This window comes from Mariniflexile jejuense (genome assembly GCF_042675665.1).
Taxonomy (GTDB): Bacteria; Bacteroidota; Bacteroidia; order Flavobacteriales; family Flavobacteriaceae; genus Mariniflexile; species Mariniflexile jejuense.
On the sequence record NZ_JBHTJI010000022.1, the window covers coordinates 100,409 to 125,006 of the forward strand.

Genomic DNA, 24,598 nt, shown 5'->3' on the forward strand with positions numbered 1-24,598 from the left:
TTACCAACTAAACCATGGCAAAATACTATTACTTATTCCTGTTTTTAACCTATTCGCTGGTTACATTCTCACAAAATTCTGATAATGAATCTGTTTTTAGAGTATCGCTTAACGATCTTGAATTAACAACCTATCCAAAAGACTCGAGTGCTAACGCCTTGGTATTATATGAAAACGGAAAAAGTTTTGTAGACCCAACTTCATACAATTTAAGAACAGAAGAACAGCATAAAGTAAAAATTTTAAACAAAGATGGCTTTAAACACGCTAACATAACCATTCCTTTATACATAAAAGATGGTAATGCATTTGAAAAAGTTGAACATATAATAGCCACTACTTACAATTTAATAGACAATAACGTTACCACTACCAAACTAGAGAAAGATCAAATTTTTAATGAAAAATATGATGAACACCACACCTTGGTAAAATTTACATTACCCAATGTAAAAGAAGGTTCGGTTATTACTTATAGTTATACAAAAGTAACCCCATTTATGTTTAACTATAGAGGTTGGGATTTTCAGTCTGAAATCCCAAAATTATACAGCGAATACAATGCTAGCATACCCGGAAATTGGAACTACAATATAAAACTAATAGGCGGAAAGCAACTAGCAGTAAACGAAACAAGTATTAAAGATGCATGTTTAACAGGAGGAAATGGTGGTAGTGCCAATTGCTTTGAGGCAAGATATGTAATGAAAGATATGCCTGCCTTTATTGAAGAAGATTACATGACAAGTAAATCGAACTATTTAGCAAGGTTAGAATACGAACTTAAAACATTTCAAAGATTTAATGGCATTAAAGATGATTACACCAAAACATGGAAAACCGTTGATGATGAACTAAAAAAAGATGATAATATAGGTAGGCAACTTACTAAATCTGTAGATACAGAAACACTTCTATCTGCAGATATTTTAAACAATACGAATTTGCTGAGTAAAGCCCAAGATATCTATAAATATGTACAAGATAATTATACCTGGAATGAAGAATACCGTATATTTCAAGATACCTCAATAAAAAACCTAATTAAAAACAAATCTGGCAATGTATCATCTATAAATATATTACTTCATAATTTATTACAACAAGCAGGTATAGAGGTTAAACCAATTTTATTATCTACACGAAATAATGGCTTTTCAACTAAATTATTTCCAGTAATTTCAGAGTTTAACTACATAATTGTTCAAGCTACAATAAACAACAAAACCTATTTACTTGATGCCGTTGATAAATACTTAAACTTTGGCGATATTCCTTTTAGATGCTTAAATAGTTACGGACGTCTTTTAGATTTTAAAAATGGAAGTGACTGGATTGATATTGAACCAAGTAAACTTTCAACTGTACAATATAAAGTAGAATTAAATTTAGATGACAAACAAGTAATTTCTGGAAATGTAAACGCAAAAAACACCGGCTATCATGCGTTAAATAAAAGAAAAGCCTATTACCCAAATAAAACCGAGTACGTTAACAAAATTCATGACAAGAATGCCTATTTAGAAATATCAAACCACAAAGTACTAAGCGAGGGCAAAACAAGTGAAGATTTTATAGAAACTTATGATGTTGAATATGAAAATGCTGTAAGTGGCGATAATATATACCTAAACCCATTTTTAACTAAATTCTTTAGTGAAAACCCATTCAAGTTACAAGAAAGAACCTATCCAATAGATTTTGGCTATAAAGATACTTATTACTACACTTTTAAACTTAACTTTAATGATGCTTATAACGTTTTAGAACTTCCAAAAGAAATAGCTTTAAACCTTCCTGATAGTAAAGGTCAAATCATTTTTTCTTCTAATGTTCTGGGAAATTCAATACTAATTACACTTAAAGTGAATTTTAAAGACGCTATATATCAACCAGAATACTATCCGTATCTAAAAGAATTTTTTAGTAAAATTGTTGATATTCAAACCAATTCTATTATCTTATTAAAAAAGAAGGAATAAATCTTTTTTTTTAATTTTGAACAATGAACAAACCACAACCTAAACATTGGAAAACAAAACTTCATAATATTATTTATGAAGCAGATACACCTGCTGGTAAGTGGTTTGATATTATTTTATTAATAGCAATTATTACAAGTATAATTCTTGTAATGCTTGAAAGTGTAAATAGTATTGATGCTAAGTATCATAGTTTACTTAATATTTCAGAGTGGATTATAACCATAATGTTCACTATAGAATACATTGCAAGAGTTATTACTGTAAAAAAGCCAGTACATTATATTTTTAGTTTTTACGGTATTATCGATTTTCTTTCAACCATTCCAAAATACATATCACTAGTTTTTGGTGGTGTACATGCACTTGCTGCTTTACGTGCTTTACGCCTACTACGCATTTTCAGAATTTTAAAACTGGCACGCTATTTAGGCGCTTCCAATAATTTGGTGAAAGCATTAAAAGCTAGTCGTGCAAAAATTTCAGTATTTTTATTTGTAGTAATTATTGTTGCTATTATTTTAGGAACCATTATGTACTTGGTTGAAGGTGAAGAAAATGGTTTTTCAAACATACCAAAAAGTGTTTATTGGTGCATTGTAACACTTACTACTGTTGGTTTTGGCGATATTGCACCACAAACACCACTTGGGCAATTTATAGCATCTTTGGTTATGATTTTGGGGTATGGTATAATAGCAGTTCCTACGGGTATTGTTTCCGCAGAATATACCAACCAAAATAAAAATGTGCCAGAACCCGAAAAACTAGATGTAGACTTAAACACCCAAGCTTGCCCTAATTGTTCTGCTGAAAAACATAAAGATAATGCTGAGTTTTGTTATAACTGTGGGCATAAATTAAACCATGAGTAAATTTTTAATTTCAATTGTAGGTCCAACAGCTATTGGAAAAACAGCACTAAGTATAAAATTGGCAAATTATTTTAATACTGAAATAATTTCGGCCGATTCTAGGCAGTTTTTTAAAAAAATGCAAATTGGTACTGCAGCACCAACCAACCAAGAACTAGCGGCAGCAAAACACCATTTTATTCATCATAAAACCATACAAGACGTCTACAATGTTGGTGCTTTTGAAAAAGATGCTTTGGCTACTTTAAATGAATTGTTTAAAACGCACGATATTGTTATTATGGTTGGCGGTTCGGGGTTGTATGTAGATGCCGTTACCAAAGGTTTAGACGATTTTCCTGAAGTTGCTACAAGCATTAGGGAAAACTTAAATGCCAAATTAGAATCTGAAGGACTTTCTTATTTACAAAATCAATTAAAACATTTAGATGCCGTTTCATACAATACTATTGCTATTGATAACCCACATAGAGTCATTCGCGCCTTAGAAATTTGCATAGGTACAGGCAAACCCTATTCGTCGTTTTTAAACAAAAAAAATATTACTCGAAATTTTAAAACAATCACTATTGGGCTTACTGCCGAAAGAGAAATAATTTACAACCGAATTAACAAACGTGTTGATATTATGATGGATGAAGGTTTACTAAATGAAGTAAAAACACTACTACCCTACAAACATTTAAACGCTTTAAATACGGTTGGTTACAAAGAATTATTCAATTATTTAGATGGTGAATGGACGCTTGATTTTGCCATTTCAGAAATTAAAAAGAATTCCAGACGTTTTGCAAAACGCCAACTTACATGGTTTAAACGCGATGAAAACACCATGTGGTTTGATTATATGACTGCTATTGAACATATTATAGTTTCTATAAATAATAATATAAAAAGTATTAATTAAATTTAAAGATGGAAAAATCAATATTTGAAATAACTAAAATGGATTGTCCATCTGAAGAAAATTTAATTCGGATGAAATTAGGTGACATTTCTAGTATAAAAAATCTTAGTTTCGATATTCCAAATAGAAAACTAACCGTTTTTCACACAGGAGAAATTGATGTTATTGAACAGTCAATTCAAGAATTAAATCTAGGTGGTAAAAAACTTTTTACTGAACAAAGTAATAAAACAACCTTCACCGAAGAAAAAAACCAAACCAAACTACTTTGGTCTGTTCTCATTATAAATTTTACTTTCTTTTTAATAGAAATAACTAGTGGTATTATATCTAAATCTATGGGATTGGTTGCCGATAGTATGGATATGCTGGCAGACGCCTTTGTTTACGGAATTAGCTTGTATGCTGTTGGTGGTTCACTAATTAAAAAGAAAAGAATAGCAAAACTGGCAGGCTATTTTCAAATAATACTTGCGTTTTTGGGTTTTATAGAAGTTTTAAGACGTTTTTTTGAAACTGAAAAATTACCAAATTTTTCTACCATGCTAATAGTTTCTGTGTTAGCCCTCATTGCCAATGCTATTTGTTTGTTTCTTTTACAAAAATCTAAAAGTAAAGAAGAAGCACATATGAAAGCCAGCATGATTTTCACTTCAAACGATGTTATAATAAACTTAGGTGTAATTTTAGCGGCACTTTTGGTAAATTGGCTAAACTCGAACAAACCAGATTTAATTATTGGCAGTATTGTTTTTGTTTTAGTTACTATAGGTGCTTTAAGAATTTTAAAAATAGCAAAGTAATTATTTGAAATTTACAGTACCGTATTTAGCATTTACAACAATACTCTTACCATTAACTAAATTACCTGTAGAAAATGAAGTAGTACTTGTAGTTGATGGCTTTTTAGGATGACTAAAACGTGTTTTATTACCTTTAAATTGTAAATGGTATTGAACCTTAGGAAGCATAATTGTAGCATTACTGTTTTGAATCGCCACATTTAAATTAGTAAATGTATCATCAATTTTCAAAATTTTTAAATCGGCTATATTACCGTTTATTACTGCACTATTAAGCAAATTGTTTATGGTAATATTTGATGAATTGGAAGCAAGCGTTACTTCCTTTACGTTGTTTAACGTAGCGTTATTTACATAACTTAAATTTAATTTTCCCAAATTCCAATTAGTAACATATACGGGCGAATATGAAGCATTAATGGAAGTAAAACTCCCATTAACGCTTTGTGCTGTAAGTTTGGTGTATGCTAAATTAGCGTTTAAATTAGTTACATTTCCAGCAAACTCAATTTCACCATGTCTAACATTAACTTTTAATTTCGCACCTTTTGGCATTTTAATTTTTATAACCTTTTTTACATTTGCATCCGTGTCATTAACCATTTTTTCAATTAAAACACGTCTTTCTGTTGCTAATTTTTCGCGTTCTTCATGATGAAGTTTTCTAGCTTCTGCCAATTTTTCTCTTTGTATAGCTAATTGTTTTTGTTGCTCAGAACGCTTTTCAGCTTGTTGCTCCATTTGTTTTGCGAAACGTTCGCCCCAAGCTTCCATATCTTTACCATATTTTTCGCCCCAAGCCTCCATTTGTTTTGTATAGTCTTTTCCGTAGCTTGCTTCAATTTTTTTGGTGTATTCTTCTAAATACTTTTTTCCTTCTTTTTGATAAGCTTTGTAATCAAAATTTAGTTTGCTTACAGCTTCAGGAAGTTTTGGTAATTCTGGTAATTCTGGCAATTCTGGTATTTCTGGTAACTCTGGTATTCTAAAGTACATTTCAGGCAAATCTGCTAATTCAAATTTTAATTCTTTTAAAACCGCATGAACTGCTTCATCATCATCGTTATTAAAACGGTAAGCCCATGTATTTGAATTAGTTACTTTGGTAGAAATAGTTACGGTAGTTTTAGTTGCATCGATGTCTACATTCCAAGCTTTTAGCACTTTTTCAAGTTCTTCTTTGCTTGGTTTTTCACCTTCTATATAAGCTTCAATTTCTACAACATCTTTATTCCATGTATCAAAAACAATGTTAGAATAACTTGAGTTTAAATTGATTGTTACATCTTTTGTTACATTAATGGATTGCGATACTTTTGTTAATTTTTGTTGCGCTTCATTTAGGTTTACATTGAAAAAAACAAACGCAAAAAGCGATATTTTTATAATTAATCTGTTCATTTTTTGATTTATTAGATGAGTTAAACTTCAGTATTATTTGAAGTTTTTAATTCTGTTAATTGTGTTCTTAAACGATACAATAGGTTTAAACGAAATTTTAAGTTATCAATTAATGCATTTACTGTTAACTCACTTGGTCCAGATTGGGTTAATTCTACAGATAAGTGTTTGTATTCTTTATCTAATGCTTCTAATTGTAGTAAGTAACCATCAAAAAGTTCTTTAGTTTCTGGTGTATATTCAATTTTTGATAATTCTAAATTGATACTTGCCAAATAATAATCTTCAACTTTTTTCAAACCTGGAGAAATATCACCCAAGGTTTTTGTTTCAACAGTTGTTGTGGCTATGGTATTAGGTATAATTGTTTTAGGTTTAAAATACTTATAAGCTCCAAAACTTAACCCCAAAAGTACTACCACGCTAGCCGCTATTTTTAACCAACCAAACTTGGGTTTTAAAACAGTTGAAACAGGTAATGATGCATCAAGTTTTTCAAGAAATCGTGCTTCATGATTATTGGGCATGGTTTCTTCTAATACATTGGTTTCCTTAAATAAATTTCTAATATCTTGTGCCATAATAAGTTTTAACTGTTAATAGTTCTTGTAATTTTGCTTTACCTCTTGATAGTTGTGTGCGCGATGCTACTTCTGATATGTTTAGTATGTCTGATATTTCTTGATGATCATAACCATCAATTAAATAAAGCATAACAACATACTTATACTTATCGGGTAAATTATTAATTGCGTTTTTAACATCGTTTAATGTTATTGTATCTTCTACCAACCATTTGTCGTCTTCGGTAGTATCAACTACTTTTAGGTGCACCGCATCTAATTCAACAAGTTCTTGTTTTTTAGATTTTAAGAAATCGATACTTTTGTTAACAACAATACGTTTTAACCAAGCCCCAAAAGTAACTTCTGCTTTGTATTGATTAAGTTTTGAAAAAGCTTTGATGAAAGCTTCTTGTACTACATCTTCAGCATCATTAGCATCTTTTAAAAATCGTTTAGCCACAATATACATCCCGTGGCAGTACTGGTTGTATAACTGCAATTGGGCTTTCCGATTGTTTTGTTTACATTGTTCAATAATGTCAACCTGAAACATGCTAATTCACTTCTGGTTTTAAAGTTAGTTCGTATTAAAGACGACAAAAAAAATACAGTGTTACAAAAAATTATTTTTTTATACCCAATTAAAACAAAACTACATTATTATACGTTTGAACTTTAGTTATTATTACTTTTAAAGTATATTTATATCCTTAAATAAATAAAATTTATGAACACCTTTTTAAAGCGCACTTTAATTCTCTTTTTTATAATTACCTTAGGTCTACTTGCATACTGTATTTTTGTTGAAAATATTTTTGAAAAACGTTTAAGCCCAAAAGACACTGTTAAATTTGAATTAAATGATTTAAAACTAAAGGTGTTTTATAACAGGCCGTATAAAAAAAATCGTGTTATTTTTGGTGCATTAGTACCTTTTAATCAAGTTTGGAGAACAGGTGCAAATGAAGCTACAACTTTTGAAACAAACCAGCCTTTAAACATAGAAAATATGACCTTGCCTGCTGGAAAATATACGCTTTGGACGGTGCCTAGAGATACAACATGGACAGTAATTTTTAACTCTAAACAATACTCATGGGGCGTAAACTCTGAAATGAAACCCATGTGGGATCCAAATTATGATGTCATTGATATTGAAGTTCCTGTAAAAAAACTAAATACAACCGTAGAACAATTTACCATTGCTTTTGATAATTCAACCGATAGTCTTTCATTAACAATGGCTTGGGATGATGTAAAAATTGCTGTGCCTCTTAAATAATTCTTTCCTAAATTTTTCTACATTTGCGCAAAAAATTATATCCTATATAACATAGGCTTTATTTAAAATAATTTTGAAATAACGCATTTTAAGTTTTAGTTCAAAATTATTCATTTAATTAGGTTGCTATTTTAACTTTAATGTTTCAAGAAGTAAATTTCATAATTCAATAATCCATTAAAATAAGGGTAATATTTGAAACATATTCATTTCATTTTAAATTCAATTGCTGGAAAAGGTAATAATAATTTAGATTTAAAGCTTATTAATAAGTATTTTGATAAAAGTGATTATCACGTAGTTATTAAACCCACATTTTATAAAAAACATGCTATTAAACTTACCCAAGCTTCAATTACAGAAGAAGCCGATATAGTTGTAGCTTGTGGCGGAGACGGTACAATTAACGAAGTTGCTTCCTGTTTAGTCTCTACTTCAATTCCTTTAGGTATAATTCCTTTAGGTTCAGGAAATGGTTTAACCTCCAATTTAAATATTCCTAAAAATATTGAAAGTGCTTTAGAAATCATTAAAAATAATACTATTAAAAAAATAGATGTTGGATTATTAAATCAACATTATTTTTTTAGTAATTCTGGTATTGGTTTTGACGCTCAAGTAATAAAACATTACGAAGCATCAAGAAAAAGGACTCTATCTAGTTATATTAAAGCAACCATAAAATCACTTAAAAAAACAGATATTTTAACTGAAGTAGAAACTACATTTAACAACACAACACTTCTACATAAACCCTTTTTAATATTTATTTCAAATTCAAATCAAATGGGGTACAATGTAAGTTTAACTCCTAAAGCATCATTAATAGATGGCAAATTAGACATCCTTATAGCTCCAAAACTTAATACTTTAAAAATAGCTTTATTTACCATTCTTATGTTTTTTAAAAAACATCATATCTTAAAAGAAGTTGAAATCCATCAAACAAAGGAGATTAAAATTACACAAAATAACAAGCAGTTATTCCAAATTCAACTTGATGGCGAATTTTTAATGATAAAAGGTAATAGCATACAAATTTCAGTACTAGAAAAAGCTATAAATGTTATTGCTTAAAATTTAATTTGAAGCGTATTTTTTTAAAAGGTATTGGGCTATTTTATAAAATAAAAATCCAGAAAGTGCTCCAAAAGTAAAACCGCATAAAATATCTAACGGATAATGTACACCTACATAAATTCTACTATAAGCAACAATAACACTCCATAATAGTAAAATAAATATTAAATTTTTGTAGTAAGGGCGTAATAGTAACCCAGCAAAAACTGCTGCAGCCATAGAATTAGAAGAATGCCCAGAAAAGAAACCATACTTACCACAACGCTCTGCTATAAATCGCATGTGGTCAACTAAACTTGCTTCACCACAAGGTCTTGGTCTTTCAAAAGTACGTTTAAACACGTTTGTAATTTGGTCTGTAAAGGTTATCATTAAAGCTACAACTACTACAAAAATTAACAATGCTTTTAACCCAAACTTTTTATACAAAAGGAATAACAAAATAGCATACATTGGCACAAAAGTAACTTCATGCGTTATAACTAGCCATAAATTATCCCATGTTGGTGTACCTAAATTATTTAAAAATAAAAACAGTTGGGTATCGTACTGTAAAAGCTTTTCTAGCATTTTTTATATTGGTTTTACTCCTCGTATTTTAAAATTTCGTTATCATAAAACTCTGTAGCAAGTTTAATCATGTTTTCGGTTTCTGCTACTAATTCTTTTTCATCTTCTTCATCAAAATCTTCAAACCATTCAAGCTCATCATCTTCAAGGTTAATAATAAATCTTGGAAATTCAGTATGAATTACATAAATAGCGTTTGGAAATTCGGTATTATCCCCTAGTATAAATTTTGGAAGACTCATATTTTTTGTTGTTTAGCTAATTGTTGTTTTGTTGAAAATCGACTTAATGAAATCCCACTTAACATTTTAATTATTAGACAAAATTAACTTTTTAGTTAAATAATTAAATCGAATATACAATAAAATTGCTGCAGTAGTTAATCCTGCTAATAAACCCAACCAAATTCCAAAACTGCCGTAAACATTTTCTTTTCCTAAAAACCAACTCACAGGAAACCCGATAAGCCAATAAGAAATAAAGGTAATAATAGTTGGAATTTTTACATCTTGCAAACCACGCAATGCACCTAAAACTAGTACTTGCAAACTATCACTTAATTGAAAAATGGCTGCCGCAAATAGTAATTTTGATGCTATACCTACCACTTCTGTGTTATCAAGTAAATTTTTAGCATCATCATAATCAACATACAACTTTGGTAATTGATTATGAAACACAAAAAATATAATAGCAAAACAAGATGCTAAAATAATACCTAATAAAAATATTGAAAATGCTATTCGGCGTAAATCAAAATAGTTTTGCAAACCTTTTTGGTTACCAACACGTATCATAGCTGTAACACTTAAACCCATAGCAACCATAAACGTCATTGAACTTAAATTTAATGCAATTTGGTTTGCTGCTTGCGGATTTTTACCTAACAAACCACTTAGCCAAATAGCCGCTGTAAAAATACCAACTTCAAAAAACATTTGCATAGCGCTTGGTGCACCTAAATTAAGTAGTTTTTTAAGCATTAATTTATTAAGTATAAAAAACTTAAAGTTGATAACAAATGCTTTCGATTTTTCTTTTCCTTTAAGTAAAACCCATAAATACCAAACCATAACAATTCGAGATATTAATGTACCATAAGCAGCACCAACAATACCCATTTCAGGAAAACCAAACTTTCCAAAAATTAACAAATAGTTAAAAACCACATTTAAAATATTAGCTAAAATAGTAGCATACATTGGTTGGCGCGTTAATGATAAGCCATCGCTAAACTGTTTAAACCCTTGAAAAATAATTAATGGAATTAATGAAATAGCTACCAAATCTAAATACGGTATAGCTAATTCTACTACTTCCACTGGTTGCTTCATTAAGTACATAAGTGGTTTTGCAACAAATACCATTAAAAAAAGTAAAACACCTAAAACGGTACATAAAAACAAACCGTGTTTAAATATAGATTTTCCTTTTTCAAAATTGTTTTCTGCATCGGCTTCTGCAATTAATGGTGTTATTGCTGTTGAAAACCCGATACCTAAAGACATGGCAATAAATACAAAACTATTACCTAATGATACTGCTGCAAGTTCTGCAGTACCTAATTGCCCAACCATAATATTATCAATAAAACTAACAAATGTATGCCCTAACATACCCAACATTACTGGTGCTGCTAATTGCCAATTGTATTTGAATTCTTTAGTATAATCCTTTAATTGCATGGCGCAAAAGTAAGCTTTAGTCTTAGTTTTACATAGAAAACATGCTACTTTTAAAAAATATAAATTATGGTATTTTAATTTCCATACTAGTTAAAAAACATTAATATTTCTTTCAAATTAAACCTATGTGAAGATGGTTTAAATAGGTTGTACTGAATTAATACAGAAGCAGTATTTAAAACACAGCTCAAAAAGTAGAAATATTTTTTTTAGCTTCTTCAAACTCTATAATAATAGTTTCAACTATTTTAGAAACTGGTTTTATATCATTAATTAACCCAGATACTTGCCCAATTTCAAGTTCACCTTCAATTAAATCACCTTCAAACATACCCTTTTTTGCTCTTGCCCTACCTAATAGGCTTTGTAATTGTTCGGGCGTTGGCGATTGTTTGTAAAGTTCTTGAATATCATTAAAAAACTTGTTTTTAATTAATCGTACTGGCGCTAATTCTTTCAATGTTAATTGTGTATCACCTTCTTTAGCTTTCACTACCACTTCCTTAAAACATTGGTGTGCAGAACTTTCATCACTAGCTACAAATCTGCTTCCTATTTGTACACCATCGGCACCTAAAACCATGGTTGCTAACATGGCACTTCCAGTAGCAATACCACCTGCAGCTATTAAAGGAATGTGTAGTTGCTCCTTCACCATTGGTATTAAAGTTAATGTGGTAGTTTCATCTCTACCATTATGCCCACCAGCTTCAAAACCTTCAGCTACAACTGCATCTACGCCAGTTTCTTGGGCTTTTAACGCAAACTTTACACTACTTACTACATGTACAACTGTTATACCTCGTTCTTTTAACCAAGACGTCCAAGTTTTTGGGTTTCCTGCAGATGTGAACACAATTTTTACGTCTTCTTCAACAATTATATCCATTATTTCTTGAATGTTTGGATATAGCATTGGTACATTAACACCAAATGGATTATTGGTTGCATTTTTGCATTTTTTAATATGTTCACGTAACACGTCTGGATACATTGAACCTGCGCCAATTAAACCCAAAATACCCGAATTACTTGCTGCCGATGCTAACTTCCAACCACTATTCCATACCATACCCGCTTGAATGATTGGGTATTTTATATTGAATAATTGACAGATGCGATTAGACATTTAGTTTTTTATTATTTTGAATGTTTTTGTTGATGCATTTGAATATACAGTAACAAAATATAAACCATCAACTAAAGAAGATAGATTAATTTGATTTGTAGCTTGATTTACAGTTGAAGCTAAAACTTGCCTTCCTGTAATATTATGCACCCTTACTGAATATGAAGTGTTTAATGAAGGTAAATTAAACGAAATAGTCGCTTTTGTTGGATTTGGAAATGCTTTAATTTCATCATATATCTTATAATCTTCCATTGATAAAGCTAAATTTAAAGCCGTTTGTAGATTAGGAATTCCGTAGCCTAAAAAATAATCGGGTGTATTGTATTGTGAAGCAGATTCGCGAACTAATTGCATAATTTCAGCATTTGTTTTATTTGGTAAGGCTTGCCATAAACATACAATACCACCTGCCATAATGGGCGAACTGAACGATGTGCCGTTGGCTGTATAAATCACATCATTTTCATTAATAACAGCACTTGCTTGTCCTTGTGCTACTACATCTGGTTTTTGGGTTGGTTGAAATGCACTACCAACTGAACTGAATGATGCATAGCTTCCTGAAGAATTTACTGCGCCAATAGTAAATACATTAGGTGAATCTGCAGGTGCGTTTAAACCTCCATTACCATCATTACCTGCAGAATTTACTAATAACATACCTTTTTCAAAAGCTATATTAGCGCCTTTAGTAATGTAAGCTGTATAACCATCTAAATCGGATTGAGAATAACTGTAACTTGTATAAGTTGGTGAATAATCTTTATAACCTAACGATGTATTTATAACATCAACTCCTAAACTATCGGCGCGTTCTGCAGCTTCAACCCAATAACTTTCCTCTACAGGATTTTCTGAAGTATCATCCTCGGTTATAAAAAGATAATAAGAAGCATCTGGTGCTGTGCCTACATACTGACTTTCAACATAACCCGCCATTGTACTTAAAACTAAAGTTCCATGATGACTGGTTGTATTTGTGTAAACATCATTATCTCTATCTACAAAATCGTAAACACCTTTAATATTGCCCGCATTTCTTAAACGTTGAAAAGACGACATTGTATTCACACTAGGAAAACCAGCATCTATTACAGCAACAGTAATGCCTGTTCCTGTATAATTTGCTATGTGTAATTGATCGCCTTTAATCATTTGAATTTGGTTTAAAGCATTACCATATGTAAAAACCGTTAAAGCACTTTCTAATTTTGCTTGCTTTTTTTGCTTAATTGTTTTAGTAACATTTAAGCTTTTATCTGCAAAAACGATATAATCTACAAACGAAAAGGTTGTTTTTAGGTTGTTAATATCTGTTTCTGTACCTCTTACGTGTATTGCATTAAACCATTTTGATTTAGCTTTTACTGTAATTCCTGTAGCGTTTTTTAATTGTGAAATATACGATTCATTTACAGGTACGTCACGTGCATCAATAGCAACACCATGAGCATTTTTTCTATCAATAGCTTTTTGAGTTAAAATTGAAATAGGATTAGAAATTGAGGTTGCAACATTTTGTTTATCAACTAAATACACCCAAGCATCTTGTTGAGCAAACATATTTATAGATAACTGCAATAGTGCATAAAAAAGTAGGTGTTTTTTCATTATTAATGATTTAAGTTATTGCAAGTTATGAAATTACTCCGGAACCTAGTAATTCATCATTTATATACCATGCTACAAATTGCCCTTCGGTTATGGCCGATTGAAATGCTTCAAATTCAACATACATGCCAGCATCTACCTTGTGCAAAATAGCTTTTTGTAATGGTTGACGATAACGAATTCTTGCTAAAACTTGCATCGTTTCATCAACTTGCAACGCTAAATCTTCACGAATCCAATGCAATTCTTCATTAGAAACAAATAATGCTTTTTTTAACAAGCCTGGGTGTTCTTTACCTTGCCCTGTGTAAATTACATTATCATCAACATTGGTATCTATAACAAACAATGGTTCTAAAGTGCCACCAACTGCCAATCCTTTTCGCTGACCTTTGGTGAAATAATGAGCGCCTTGATGTTTACCAACTATTTTACCATAGTCAACTTTATAATTGATTTTTCGGGATAAGTATTTTAATTTTTCTTCTTCTGAATGAAATTCTGGTATTGTTTCACTAAAAACAGCTTGTTCTTTAGGAATTTCTACTATAACACCTTCTTTTGGTTTTAATTGCTGTTGAAGAAAATCGGGCAACTTCACTTTTCCAATAAAACACAATCCTTGAGAATCTTTCTTTTCAGCAGTTACTAAATCTAATTCCATGGCTATGTCTCTAACTTGTGGTTTTGTTAATTCGCCTATTGGAAATAAAGATTTTGCTAATTGTGCTTGTGATAATTGACATAAAAAATACGATTGGTCTTTATTATCATCAACACCTGCCAATAATTGGTATATTTCTTTGCCATCTTTTTCAATAGTGCCTTTTCTGCAATAATGACCTGTTGCTACATAATCGGCACCAAGCTCTAAAGCAATATTCATAAACACATCAAATTTTATTTCGCGATTACAAAGTACATCGGGGTTTGGTGTTCTACCTTTTTCGTATTCATTAAACATATAGTCAACAATGCGTTCTTTATATTGTTCGCTTAAATCGACTGTTTGAAACGGAATTCCTAATTTTTCAGCAACCAACATAGCATCATTACTATCATCTAACCAAGGGCATTCGTTAGAGATCGTAACAGAATCATCATGCCAATTTTTCATAAATAAGCCTATAACTTCATATCCTTGTTGCTTTAACAAATAAGCCGCAACACTAGAATCTACACCACCTGAAAGTCCTATAATAACCCGTTTCATTACTAATTTTTTATTTCGCAAAGATATAAATTTATACAGTAAAAAAAGTTAATGTAGAATAACCTTTATTGAGCATAAAATTATTTTGTTTAATTATTTTAACAAAAATTTAAACAATATTATTAATTTATTTGTTTAATGTTTTATTATATTTGTTAAACAAAAAACTCATAAAACACACAAACAATGAAAAGATTTAACTTAATTACCAAAATGGGATTAATTGTTTTAATGTCAATTTTTACTATGTCTTGCAATGATGATGACACAGTAAAAACACCTGAAACAATAGCAGAAATAGCCATAGCAACACCAGGTTTAGAAAATTTAGTTGCCGCATTACAAAGAGCTGGTTTAGTTGATGTACTTAACAACACTGGAACATATACTGTATTTGCACCTACAAATGCTGCATTTGCAACATTTTTATCAGCTAACAACTTTGCATCTGTAAACGATGTGCCTGTTGATGTATTAACTCAAGTACTCCTAAATCACGTAATAGCTACTGAACTACCTTCAACAAGCTTATCTACGGGTTATGTTAACACCTTAGCTACGTATGCTGATACCGATTTGAATTTAAGTATGTTTGTTAATACAGCAAGTGGTGTAAAATTAAATGGTGTTTCAAACGTTGTAACACCTAACATTGAAGCTACAAACGGCGTAATTCATGTGGTAGATGCGGTTATTGGCATACCTACAGTTGTAACTTTTGCAACTGCAGATCCAACCTTTTCTACACTTGTTAGTGCCTTAACTACTTTAACACCAGCAACAGATTTTGTTTCTGTATTGTCTGATACAAATGCTGAGTTTACAGTTTTTGCACCTACAAATGCAGCATTTTCAGCTTTAGCATCGGTACCTGAAGAGCCTACATTAACTCAAGTATTGTTGCATCATGTTTTAGGTGCTAATGTAGTATCTGGTGCACTTACCCCTAATGGTACAACTACTGCAACAACTTTACAAGGAAACAATATAACAATTACGTTACCAGGAACAAATGGTAACATTGCAAACATGACCGATGGTTCAGGAAATTCTAATATAGGTATTATTAAAGTTGACGTACAGGCAGGAAATGGCGTTATACATGTTATTAACAAAGTAGCCATTCCTAACCTTAATTCATAAAGATGTTTAGTTGGTGATTGATAGCTAGGTTATTTGTAATAATCTACAAAAAGAAAACTCCTTAAGTAATTAAGGAGTTTTTTTTGTGTATTTAGGTATGTATGTAAAATCCTTTTCTTCCGTTAGTTTGCCATCTTCATAATATTTCCAAACACCATCTTTTTTACCTTTTTTGTAAAAACCTTCAGCTACCAATTCGCCTGTTGCAGTATAGTATTTTGCATTTCCATGTAGTTCACCATTCACATAAACTATTTCACTTAGCAACACATTTCTATCTGAATACACTACCGAATTGCCATCCAATTTACCTGCTTTATAGGTTTGTTTTTCAGCTATTTGCCCATTCGGATAATATACAATACGCTCGCCTATTAATTTTCCAGTATCATCATAATGCTCTAAAGTTAAAAGTTTATTGTTGGTTTTTTGATAGTATTTCCACTCGCCAACATACGTTTTACCGTCCATTTCGCCTTCACTTATAAGTTTTCCTGTTGATGCAAAAAACTTTACATAAGCTTTATTATTCACTTCATTAAACGTTTTGGTAGCAGTTAAAACCGCTTTCTTTTTTATGTTTTTATAAAACTTAAATGTGCCTATTTCTTTACCATGCAAAAACTCACCTTCATATCGAAGTATGTTTGTGTTTTCAAAATTTTTCTTCCAAACACCATGATTTTTTCCGTTGGCATCGAGTTGGTTAATATCTTGTGCCAACAGCAAATTAGCGTATAGAAACGTAGTTACATATAGAATTAAAGTTCTCATTTTAAATATTATTTTTTGCTTTTGCGGAAATTAAATTGATTTTCAACGATACTTTTTGAAACGATAAAGTTAATTGGAAATTGTTTATAATAAAAAAGCTGCCAAAATATTTTATTGACAGCTTTTTAATTTAATGAAACATCTAGAAGATGTATTATTTTTTTCGCTTTTGTTGCGCTTGTTTTTGTTGTTCTGCCTGCTCCATCATTTCCTTCATTTTTTGTTGAAAACGGCTTTCCTTTTTAGGTTTTTTCTTGTTTTCTTGAATTTGAGCATGAATTTTATCTTCATCAAGAATATAATTTTTAATAACCAAGATAATACCAATACTAATTAAGTTTGAAATGAAATAATACAAACTCAATCCTGATGCGTAATTATTAAAGAAAAACAACATCATTATTGGTGAAAAATACATCATGTACTTCATCATTTTCGCCATATCAGGCATGCCTTCTTGCGTTGGTTGCGATGCCATTTGATCGCCAGTTGTTAAACGCATATAAAAGAAGATAGCAATAGATGCTAATATTGGAAACAAACTCATATGATTTCCATAAAAAGTCGAAATGACAGGTATATGTGTATCCCATTCAAAAATAGTATCATACGATGATAAATCTTTAACCCAAAGGAAACTTTTTTGACGCAAATCGAACGCCGAAGGGAAAAATTGAAATAACGCATAGAAAACTGGTAACTGTACCAATGCTGGTAAACAACCTGCCATGGGGCTTGCACCTGCTTTGGTTTGTAGCGCCAAGGTTTCTTGTTGCGCTTTCATTTTATTGTCTTTATGCTTTTCGCGAATGGCATCTAATTCTGGTTTTAGAATTTTCATTTTCGCTTGCGATAAAAACTGTTTGTATTGTACAAAAGACATTAATAATTTAATTAATATCGTCATAACAATAATGGCGATTCCGTATGGTAAAAAGTCGCCTAAAAAGGCAAATAACGGAATGAATAAATATTTATTTATCCAACCAAAAATACCCCAACCTAGTGGTACAACTTCATCTAAATTTCTATCGTATTTGTTTAAAATTTTATAATCACTTGGTCCGTAATACCAATTCATAGATTTGTTAATCTCGCCACCTGCCAATTCTAAAGGTAATTTTGCCACAAATGATTTGGTGAAAACGGTATCAATATCTTCATTTTTAACCAAATTTCTAGACTCTAGTGTTGCCGTTTTAAATGGTGTATCGGCTAACAAAATAGAGGTGAAAAAGTGCTGTTTGAAGGCTACATAAGTAACGTCTTCAGCAGTATCATCAGAAAATGCTTTTTGCCCTAAATAATCATCTTTACCATCTTCATATTCAAAAACAACTTCAGTATAACGGTTTTCATAAGAAATACTTTTTGCATGACGATAGGTTTTTAATTTCCAATCTAAATTTATAGGTTGCGAGCTATTAAAAACATCACTTAAACCTTGCGAACGAATGGTAAAATCTAGCATATAATCGCCATCTTTCAACTCATAACGGTATTCTAAAAACTTAGATTCAGATACCTTTAATTTCATAGAAACCACCGTGCTATTGCCATTTTTACTTACTGTAGGTTCAAAATATAAATCTTTGGTATTTAAAATTCGGCTATCCGTTGTTCCAAAATTAATATTGAAAGATGCGTTGTTATCTTTAATGATATAAATTGGTTTATCATTAAAATCGGTATGCTTTTTTAATTTTACTTCTGAAAGATAACCGCCTCTATTATCAAAAGTTAAAGCTAATAAATCGCTTTCTACAACTGTTTTGTTTGTTGAAGCATTAGCTGCTGAATAAGCAAAAGCACCTAACTTGTTTTTTAAATTTACTAATTTGAGTGAATCGGTAGTGCCAGTTGCAGAAAAATCTTGAGCCGTAACGACTTTGGTTTGTTCTTGGTTTTTGGCTTTACGCTCTTTTTCAACCTGTTCTTGTTTCGCTTTTTCTTGCGCTTTAAGTTCTTCTGGCGTTGGTTGATTTTGCCAAAGCATATACATTAATATTCCGAAAATAAGAACAAAGCCTATTACCGAATTAATGTCTAATTTTTTTTCTTCCATGTATTCTTTATGTATCTAGTAAAAAGATGGCGTTATAATTGAAACGCACTACCCTATTGCAATAAGTTAACCAATATTAATTTTGTGCCATTCTGACACTTGACTTCTTTTTTTTATGATTTAAAGCCGCTTTTACAAACGCCACAAATAATGGATGTGGATTTGCAACTGTACTTTTATATTCTGGATGATATTGCACACCTACAAACCAAGGATGCGTAGGAATTTCAACAATTTCTACCAAACCTGTATCTGGGTTTAAACCTGTTGCCAACATGCCAGCGGCTTCCATTTGTGCTTTATATTTGCCGTTAAATTCATAACGGTGTCTGTGGCGTTCTTTAATACTTTCAGCTTTGTAAATATCGCGTACTGCACTGCCAAGTTTCAAATCGCAATCCCAAGCACCTAAACGCATTGTTCCACCTTTATCGGTTATCGTTTTTTGGTCTTCCATCAAACCAATTACCGGATTTTGCGTATTTGGGTTCATTTCTGTAGAATCGGCATCTTTTAAACCTAAAACGTTTCTAGAAAACTCTATAACTGCCATTTGCATACCTAAACAAATACCAAAAAATGGCACATTGTTTTCACGCACATATCTTACTGCATCTATTTTACCTTCAATACCACGCTCTCCAAAACCTGGTGCAACTAAAATACCATCTAAATGACCAAGTTTTAGTTTTATATTATCTTCATTTAAATATTCAGAATGTACAGATTCTATAACAACTTTAACTTCATTTTCTGCTCCTGCATGAATAAAGGCTTCTAAAATAGATTTGTACGAATCTTGCAACTCTACATATTTACCTATTAAACCAATTGTTATTTCGCTTTTTGGGTTTTTATGACGCGTTAAAAATTGATTCCATTTTGTAATATCTGGCGTCGAACTTTTAAGTCCTAATTTTTTAAGTACTACTTTATCTAAACCTTCCTCTAGCATTAAATTTGGTACATCGTATATAGTTGAAGCATCAATTGATTGGATAACAGCTTCTTCCCTTACGTTGCAAAATAAGGCTAGTTTTTTACGTAAATCGTTAGGTAAATCATGCTCTGTTCTACAAACTAAAATATCTGCCTGTACACCACTTTCCATTAAAGTTTTAACGCTGTGTTGTGTTGGTTTGGTTTTTAATTCGCCTGCTGCTGCTAAATACGGAACTAATGTTAAGTGAATAACAATACCGTTATCTTCACCTAAATCCCAACGTAATTGACGAACAGCTTCTATGTATGGTAACGATTCAATATCACCAACTGTACCGCCAATTTCGGTGATGATGATGTCATAATCGCCCGATTTTCCTAAAATCTGGATGCGTTCTTTTATTTCATCTGTAATATGTGGTACAACTTGTACTGTTTTGCCTAAAAATTCACCTCTACGTTCTTTTTGTATAACACTTTGGTAAATTCTACCTGTAGTAACATTATTTGCTTGACTGGTTGGTACGTTTAAAAAACGTTCGTAATGCCCTAAATCTAAATCGGTTTCAGCGCCATCTTCAGTTACATAACATTCACCATGTTCGTATGGGTTTAATGTACCTGGATCTACATTTATATATGGATCTAATTTTTGAATAGTTACTCTGTAACCTTGTGCTTGTAATAGCTTTGCTAGTGATGCTGCTATAATGCCTTTACCTAAAGACGATGTAACCCCGCCGGTTACAAATATGTATTTTGCTGTAGTTGTCATGTTGCGCTTATAAACGCAGGCAAATTTACAAAATTTAAATAGTTATTACCGAATAGTTTTTTAGTTATTTAATGGGTTGTTATTAACAATGAAACTGAGTAAAAAAATGGCTATTTTAAAAATTTGATTTTGTAGAAAAAATCAACTAAATTCGTTTAACTATTGATGTAAAACATTAAAACGATTTCATATCATAAAAGTTAGCCACCATTATGAAAAAAATTCTGCTACCATTATTAATTATCGGATTTATTCTTGTTTCGTGTAAGAATAACAGTCTATCTGATTCTTATTGGCTAGCTGTAAAATCATTTCCTATTCCACCCGAAACAGGAAATAGCGTTTATGATGGAATGACTATTCATTTTACGAATGACCAATTATTTTTTGGGGACGTTTATGATAAAAGAAGTGGTAATTACAACTTGAGAATTAACGATAAAAAAATATTTTTAAATGATACTCTTTGGGCAGTAAATTTTGCCGAATATCAAGACAGCTTAATATTAGATGTACGAGAAAATGCCAGAGTAAAATTCATCAAGTTAGACAAGAAGTATTCTATAGAGGAGAAACCAGAAATGTGGAAACATAAAAACTGGATTTTATCATATAATGATTATCAGCGAGAACTTTATTTAACGGATTCCTTGTTTTTTGATGAACCAGATTCTAAACTTTGTATTCAAAAAGACCTTCAGGACAATCAATTTATAAGTACAATTGATAAATGGAAAACCGTTAACATAAATGGCAATCAATTATTTATAAAGACTTTCCATCAAATGGATAACGAATTTTATAGAATTAAAAACTATGTCGGAGATTCTATTATTGAGTTACAATCACTTCAATTTCCAAATGTCAAAACTGATTTACGAAAAAGACAAAATATATCTGAATCCAAAAGGCAGGAAATTATCAGCCAAATCCAAAATCACGTTTGGAAAATGGACAGAATATTAAGTTTAGATACTTTAGGACAAGGTTCACGAGATTGGGATTCATCCTTAATCAAATTGGAATCCCTAAAAGACAAAAAACTATCATTTAAGTTTTCCAAAGATTCGACATATAATATTTATGAATCAGATATTTCAGTAAGAAATGGAAACTGGAAAGTATCTCAAACTGGGAATGAAATAATTCTGAATAATGGAATTAATCCATCCGATTATGTTGACTTAATAAACGTAAATGCTGACAGTTTGGTCATTGGTAGTTTACGAAGGTTTGAACCGAAAGAAGACAATTACGGTATGGATGTAGAAATGTATTTTAAAATTAAACTGACAAAATAACGGTGTCTAACACCGTATAAAAAAAATTGCTAGTTTTAGCTAAACCAAAGTTAGTTGCTTGTTTGCTTGCTTCTGATTTTCCTGCGGAAAATCCTCGCACTCAAATACGCAACGTTCCTTACACAAACACGTTAAACGAACCTCAAAAAATACTATTTACTTAGGATACTGCTTCCTAATATTCCGAATCAAATCTTCCAATCCATTTAATTTAAGTTCATATACTTGTTTAAGCATATCGCCCAACTTTCCTTTTGGAAAGCCTTTTTGGTGGTACCAAACGATGTAATATTCGGGTAAATCTATTAAATAGCGATCTTTATACTTACCAAATGGCATTTTGGTATGCGCTAAATCTATCAAAAATTGTTGGTTTGGAAGCACTTATTTTACTTCAACAATGGCTAAATCACTATACTTTACTATGTAAATGGCATCGTTATAATAGCCACCTAAAAGTTTCTTTTTGTAAGCAAATTTATTTTCAACATACTCTGTAAGTGGTGCATTTTTAACAGACATATATAAATCTTTAGACGATGCTAAACGTAATACAACATCCATAGTTAAATCAAAACCTTTTATAGCCCGTTTACTAGGAATGGTATTATAGGTTTTTGAATAGTTTTTTACAAAAACACCATCAGTAATATCATCATACGATTTTGTTGTGGTTGCAAAATGTAGTTGAAGTTTTGATAAATGATCATTGGATACTTGTTCACCTTCAAAAGCTGCATTAAAATTTGTAGTAACTAAAATTAGTTCGTTAGCACTTGAATTGTTTAATGACGATAAAACACTTGCTACATTTGATACAAATCCTTCATTTTGTGTTTCTAGAAAAACATAATTCCTACCAGGTTTTAATACACTTCTAACATCTTCAGCATACAAAAAGTTTAAATCGTTACCTGTTTTTCCTTTTCTAGAATACACCATTTTAGCAGAACCAAATGCTTGTTTAAGTTCATTTGCTACAGTAGCATTTTTAGCATCGGAAATAACAACAATATTACTTGCCAATGTATCGGTTTTAACATAGTCTATTAACTTTCCTTTTAATAAATCATCTGATGGTCTTGATTGGAATACATTTTCATATAAAGTTAAATTAGTACCAATTGGCGACACTACAGGCACATGATATGGTAATAATTCTGAAGCAACTTTATCAAAAGTATCAGGTGTTAATGGTCCAATAACAGCATCTAGCTCTTTAAAATTGTTGTCGTTAATTAATTTTGACACTTCACTTACTTGGTAATTAGTATCATACACATCAACTTTAAGCGATATTCCTAATGATTTCAAAGAATCAATAGCTGTTAAAACACCTGTATAAAAATCGAGTGAAGCATTTAAATATGGATCTTTTTTAATGCTGTTTTTTATATCTGGTAACGAATCGAAATTAACACGATTTAACCTAAACGGTAACATAACAGCTATATGCTTGGTTTCGTAATTTTTAATGCGATTACCTAAATTTGTTTTACTTAAAGCTACACCGCTATCTTCCGTCATTTTATTTGAAAACGGAATTTTTAAAACCATGCCTTCTTTTAAACCTGTTTCTTTCAATTCTGGATTTAAAGCCTCTAATTCTTGTTGGTCTAAACCTAACTTTAGCTTCAAACGGTAAAAACCTTCTTTTGGTAACACGCTATAATAGCTGTATTTTTCATCAACGTTTTTAACTGCATCTCCTGTAATATTAGGTACATAAATTTGTTGACCTTCTTGCAAAGTTTCTCCCATTTGTGGGTTTAAAGCCTCTAGTTCTTGTACAGTAATTCCAAATTTATAAGCAACACGCCATTTGCCTTCTTTAGGTAATACAATATAGGTTTTTGTAGCTGCTTTAGGTTCTTCTTTTGTTATTTTAAATACTGGTATTTGAAGTTTATCACCTTTTTTTAATGTGTTTGCATATAAAAATGTGTTGTGCTTTTTTATATCATCTTCAGTAACATCGTATTGCTTTGCTATACTATAAAGTGTTTCTTTTTTACTGGTTTTATGCTCTTTAAAACCTTGTAACTCTTTTACAATAGTTACTGTTGGTTTATTAGCTTTTGAAATGGGAATTATTAAAATAGAATTAGCTTTCAATTCTTTTTTAGCATCTGGATTTAACGCATAAATATCGGCAATTGAAACACCATATTGTGTTGCTATACCATGAACGGTTTCACCTTTTTTAACTTGATGTGTGCTAAAGTTTTGTGCTGTTAAAGCATTTGCGCTAAGCATAAATACTAAACATAAAACGGAAAAGAATTTAATCATGTAAATCTATTTTTTTAATTGTGTTTGAAGCAAAATGTAATTTCTTATATGCATATAATATGCCAAAATATAGCTTAAAAGTAAATTCATTTAGTTTCGGCTTAATTATATACGTTTGATTTATATAAAGAAGACAACTTAATGCAATAAATATAACTTATAAATTTTGTTTTGGCAACAACGTACACAATATCAAATG

22 protein-coding genes are annotated in these 24,598 nt (G+C 30.9%); 8 read left to right on the plus strand and 14 right to left on the minus strand.

The genetic code is table 11. The features are described 5' to 3' along the window. The first annotated feature begins 14 nt into the window (after positions 1-14). The 4 genes from ACFQ1R_RS12145 to ACFQ1R_RS12160 are packed head-to-tail and all read left to right on the plus strand — an operon-like array spanning position 15 to position 4,567. The gene (locus tag ACFQ1R_RS12145) at positions 15-1,982 is read left to right on the plus strand and encodes a transglutaminase domain-containing protein (protein ID WP_379926498.1); all 1,968 of its coding nucleotides are present in this window, start codon (positions 15-17) and stop codon (positions 1,980-1,982) included. 23 nt (positions 1,983-2,005) lie between these two features. Further along, a complete protein-coding gene (locus ACFQ1R_RS12150) occupies positions 2,006-2,857 on the plus strand; it encodes an ion transporter (RefSeq protein ID WP_379926499.1) in 852 nt (283 codons plus the stop codon). Then, positions 2,850-3,764: a tRNA (adenosine(37)-N6)-dimethylallyltransferase MiaA gene (gene miaA / locus ACFQ1R_RS12155; protein WP_379926500.1), complete on the plus strand. Its 915-nt coding sequence runs from the start codon at positions 2,850-2,852 to the stop codon at positions 3,762-3,764. The genes ACFQ1R_RS12150 and miaA overlap by 8 nt, the downstream gene beginning before the upstream one ends. Before the next feature lie 8 nt (positions 3,765-3,772). Further along, positions 3,773-4,567, plus strand: coding sequence for a cation transporter (locus ACFQ1R_RS12160; protein WP_379926502.1), 795 nt, complete (start codon positions 3,773-3,775; stop codon positions 4,565-4,567). Here the strand turns inward: ACFQ1R_RS12160 and ACFQ1R_RS12165 are convergent, their stop codons facing one another. The 3 genes from ACFQ1R_RS12165 to ACFQ1R_RS12175 are packed head-to-tail and all read right to left on the minus strand — an operon-like array spanning position 4,568 to position 7,087. Beyond that, positions 4,568-5,968 (minus strand): hypothetical protein, encoded by a 1,401-nt coding sequence (locus ACFQ1R_RS12165; protein WP_379926503.1) that lies wholly within the window; start codon positions 5,966-5,968, stop codon positions 4,568-4,570. 20 nt (positions 5,969-5,988) lie between these two features. Next, the gene (locus tag ACFQ1R_RS12170) at positions 5,989-6,549 is read right to left on the minus strand and encodes a hypothetical protein (RefSeq protein WP_379926504.1); all 561 of its coding nucleotides are present in this window, start codon (positions 6,547-6,549) and stop codon (positions 5,989-5,991) included. Further along, positions 6,533-7,087, minus strand: a complete 555-nt coding sequence (locus ACFQ1R_RS12175; protein ID WP_379926506.1) for an RNA polymerase sigma factor — start codon at positions 7,085-7,087, stop codon at positions 6,533-6,535. The genes ACFQ1R_RS12170 and ACFQ1R_RS12175 overlap by 17 nt, the downstream gene beginning before the upstream one ends. 174 nt (positions 7,088-7,261) lie before the next feature. Here ACFQ1R_RS12175 and ACFQ1R_RS12180 point away from each other — a divergent pair, with 174 nt between their 5' ends. Continuing rightward, positions 7,262-7,816 carry a DUF2911 domain-containing protein gene (locus ACFQ1R_RS12180; protein WP_379926507.1) on the plus strand — a complete coding sequence of 185 codons (555 nt, stop codon included), beginning with the start codon at positions 7,262-7,264 and terminating at the stop codon, positions 7,814-7,816. A 195-nt stretch (positions 7,817-8,011) separates the two neighbouring features. Further along, on the plus strand, positions 8,012-8,893 hold the full coding sequence (locus tag ACFQ1R_RS12185) for a diacylglycerol/lipid kinase family protein (RefSeq protein ID WP_379926508.1): 882 nt from the start codon (positions 8,012-8,014) through the stop codon (positions 8,891-8,893). A gap of 3 nt (positions 8,894-8,896) precedes the next feature. Here the strand turns inward: ACFQ1R_RS12185 and ACFQ1R_RS12190 are convergent, their stop codons facing one another. The 6 genes from ACFQ1R_RS12190 to mnmA form a co-directional block, all read right to left on the minus strand. Further along, the gene (locus ACFQ1R_RS12190) at positions 8,897-9,466 is read right to left on the minus strand and encodes a phosphatase PAP2 family protein (protein WP_379926509.1); all 570 of its coding nucleotides are present in this window, start codon (positions 9,464-9,466) and stop codon (positions 8,897-8,899) included. A 14-nt stretch (positions 9,467-9,480) separates the two neighbouring features. Then, a complete protein-coding gene (locus ACFQ1R_RS12195; RefSeq protein ID WP_379926510.1) occupies positions 9,481-9,708 on the minus strand; it encodes a hypothetical protein in 228 nt (75 codons plus the stop codon). Between the two features lie 66 nt (positions 9,709-9,774). Beyond that, positions 9,775-11,151 carry an MATE family efflux transporter gene (locus ACFQ1R_RS12200; protein WP_379926511.1) on the minus strand — a complete coding sequence of 459 codons (1,377 nt, stop codon included), beginning with the start codon at positions 11,149-11,151 and terminating at the stop codon, positions 9,775-9,777. Between the two features lie 187 nt (positions 11,152-11,338). Continuing rightward, positions 11,339-12,280 carry an NAD(P)H-dependent flavin oxidoreductase gene (locus ACFQ1R_RS12205; protein ID WP_379926512.1) on the minus strand — a complete coding sequence of 314 codons (942 nt, stop codon included), beginning with the start codon at positions 12,278-12,280 and terminating at the stop codon, positions 11,339-11,341. Continuing rightward, on the minus strand, positions 12,281-13,894 hold the full coding sequence (locus tag ACFQ1R_RS12210) for a S8 family serine peptidase (protein ID WP_379926513.1): 1,614 nt from the start codon (positions 13,892-13,894) through the stop codon (positions 12,281-12,283). 25 nt (positions 13,895-13,919) lie between these two features. Continuing rightward, the gene (gene mnmA / locus ACFQ1R_RS12215) at positions 13,920-15,107 is read right to left on the minus strand and encodes a tRNA 2-thiouridine(34) synthase MnmA (protein WP_379926514.1); all 1,188 of its coding nucleotides are present in this window, start codon (positions 15,105-15,107) and stop codon (positions 13,920-13,922) included. Positions 15,108-15,293: 186 nt separating this feature from the next. Here mnmA and ACFQ1R_RS12220 point away from each other — a divergent pair, with 186 nt between their 5' ends. After that, entirely contained in the window at positions 15,294-16,250 is a 957-nt protein-coding gene (locus tag ACFQ1R_RS12220; protein WP_379926516.1) for a fasciclin domain-containing protein, read from the plus strand. Positions 16,251-16,319: 69 nt separating this feature from the next. Here the strand turns inward: ACFQ1R_RS12220 and ACFQ1R_RS12225 are convergent, their stop codons facing one another. The 3 genes from ACFQ1R_RS12225 to ACFQ1R_RS12235 form a co-directional block, all read right to left on the minus strand. Beyond that, the gene (locus tag ACFQ1R_RS12225) at positions 16,320-17,024 is read right to left on the minus strand and encodes a toxin-antitoxin system YwqK family antitoxin (RefSeq protein WP_379926517.1); all 705 of its coding nucleotides are present in this window, start codon (positions 17,022-17,024) and stop codon (positions 16,320-16,322) included. Between the two features lie 154 nt (positions 17,025-17,178). Continuing rightward, entirely contained in the window at positions 17,179-19,089 is a 1,911-nt protein-coding gene (gene yidC / locus ACFQ1R_RS12230) for a membrane protein insertase YidC (RefSeq protein ID WP_379926518.1), read from the minus strand. 76 nt (positions 19,090-19,165) lie between these two features. After that, on the minus strand, positions 19,166-20,806 hold the full coding sequence (locus tag ACFQ1R_RS12235) for a CTP synthase (RefSeq protein WP_379926519.1): 1,641 nt from the start codon (positions 20,804-20,806) through the stop codon (positions 19,166-19,168). A gap of 212 nt (positions 20,807-21,018) precedes the next feature. Here ACFQ1R_RS12235 and ACFQ1R_RS12240 point away from each other — a divergent pair, with 212 nt between their 5' ends. Beyond that, positions 21,019-22,107, plus strand: a complete 1,089-nt coding sequence (locus tag ACFQ1R_RS12240; RefSeq protein ID WP_379926520.1) for a hypothetical protein — start codon at positions 21,019-21,021, stop codon at positions 22,105-22,107. A gap of 156 nt (positions 22,108-22,263) precedes the next feature. Here the strand turns inward: ACFQ1R_RS12240 and ACFQ1R_RS12245 are convergent, their stop codons facing one another. After that, positions 22,264-22,491 (minus strand): DUF3820 family protein, encoded by a 228-nt coding sequence (locus tag ACFQ1R_RS12245; RefSeq protein ID WP_379926521.1) that lies wholly within the window; start codon positions 22,489-22,491, stop codon positions 22,264-22,266. Further along, on the minus strand, positions 22,492-24,399 hold the full coding sequence (locus ACFQ1R_RS12250) for a LysM peptidoglycan-binding domain-containing protein (protein WP_379926522.1): 1,908 nt from the start codon (positions 24,397-24,399) through the stop codon (positions 22,492-22,494). Between the last annotated feature and the right edge of the window lie 199 nt (positions 24,400-24,598).

Bases quoted from the DNA above. Each gene is read 5' to 3' on its own strand.
- ACFQ1R_RS12145 (WP_379926498.1), top strand. From the start codon at position 15: ATGGCAAAATACTATTACTTATTCCTGTTTTTAACCTATTCGCTGGTT.
- ACFQ1R_RS12150 (WP_379926499.1), top strand. From the start codon at position 2,006: ATGAACAAACCACAACCTAAACATTGGAAAACAAAACTTCATAATATT.
- miaA (WP_379926500.1), top strand. From the start codon at position 2,850: ATGAGTAAATTTTTAATTTCAATTGTAGGTCCAACAGCTATTGGAAAA.
- ACFQ1R_RS12160 (WP_379926502.1), top strand. From the start codon at position 3,773: ATGGAAAAATCAATATTTGAAATAACTAAAATGGATTGTCCATCTGAA.
- ACFQ1R_RS12165 (WP_379926503.1), bottom strand. From the start codon at position 5,968: ATGAACAGATTAATTATAAAAATATCGCTTTTTGCGTTTGTTTTTTTC.
- ACFQ1R_RS12170 (WP_379926504.1), bottom strand. From the start codon at position 6,549: ATGGCACAAGATATTAGAAATTTATTTAAGGAAACCAATGTATTAGAA.
- ACFQ1R_RS12175 (WP_379926506.1), bottom strand. From the start codon at position 7,087: ATGTTTCAGGTTGACATTATTGAACAATGTAAACAAAACAATCGGAAA.
- ACFQ1R_RS12180 (WP_379926507.1), top strand. From the start codon at position 7,262: ATGAACACCTTTTTAAAGCGCACTTTAATTCTCTTTTTTATAATTACC.
- ACFQ1R_RS12190 (WP_379926509.1), bottom strand. From the start codon at position 9,466: ATGCTAGAAAAGCTTTTACAGTACGATACCCAACTGTTTTTATTTTTA.
- ACFQ1R_RS12195 (WP_379926510.1), bottom strand. From the start codon at position 9,708: ATGAGTCTTCCAAAATTTATACTAGGGGATAATACCGAATTTCCAAAC.
- ACFQ1R_RS12200 (WP_379926511.1), bottom strand. From the start codon at position 11,151: ATGCAATTAAAGGATTATACTAAAGAATTCAAATACAATTGGCAATTA.
- ACFQ1R_RS12205 (WP_379926512.1), bottom strand. From the start codon at position 12,280: ATGTCTAATCGCATCTGTCAATTATTCAATATAAAATACCCAATCATT.
- ACFQ1R_RS12210 (WP_379926513.1), bottom strand. From the start codon at position 13,894: ATGAAAAAACACCTACTTTTTTATGCACTATTGCAGTTATCTATAAAT.
- mnmA (WP_379926514.1), bottom strand. From the start codon at position 15,107: ATGAAACGGGTTATTATAGGACTTTCAGGTGGTGTAGATTCTAGTGTT.
- ACFQ1R_RS12220 (WP_379926516.1), top strand. From the start codon at position 15,294: ATGAAAAGATTTAACTTAATTACCAAAATGGGATTAATTGTTTTAATG.
- ACFQ1R_RS12225 (WP_379926517.1), bottom strand. From the start codon at position 17,024: ATGAGAACTTTAATTCTATATGTAACTACGTTTCTATACGCTAATTTG.
- yidC (WP_379926518.1), bottom strand. From the start codon at position 19,089: ATGGAAGAAAAAAAATTAGACATTAATTCGGTAATAGGCTTTGTTCTT.
- ACFQ1R_RS12235 (WP_379926519.1), bottom strand. From the start codon at position 20,806: ATGACAACTACAGCAAAATACATATTTGTAACCGGCGGGGTTACATCG.
- ACFQ1R_RS12240 (WP_379926520.1), top strand. From the start codon at position 21,019: ATGAAAAAAATTCTGCTACCATTATTAATTATCGGATTTATTCTTGTT.
- ACFQ1R_RS12250 (WP_379926522.1), bottom strand. From the start codon at position 24,399: ATGATTAAATTCTTTTCCGTTTTATGTTTAGTATTTATGCTTAGCGCA.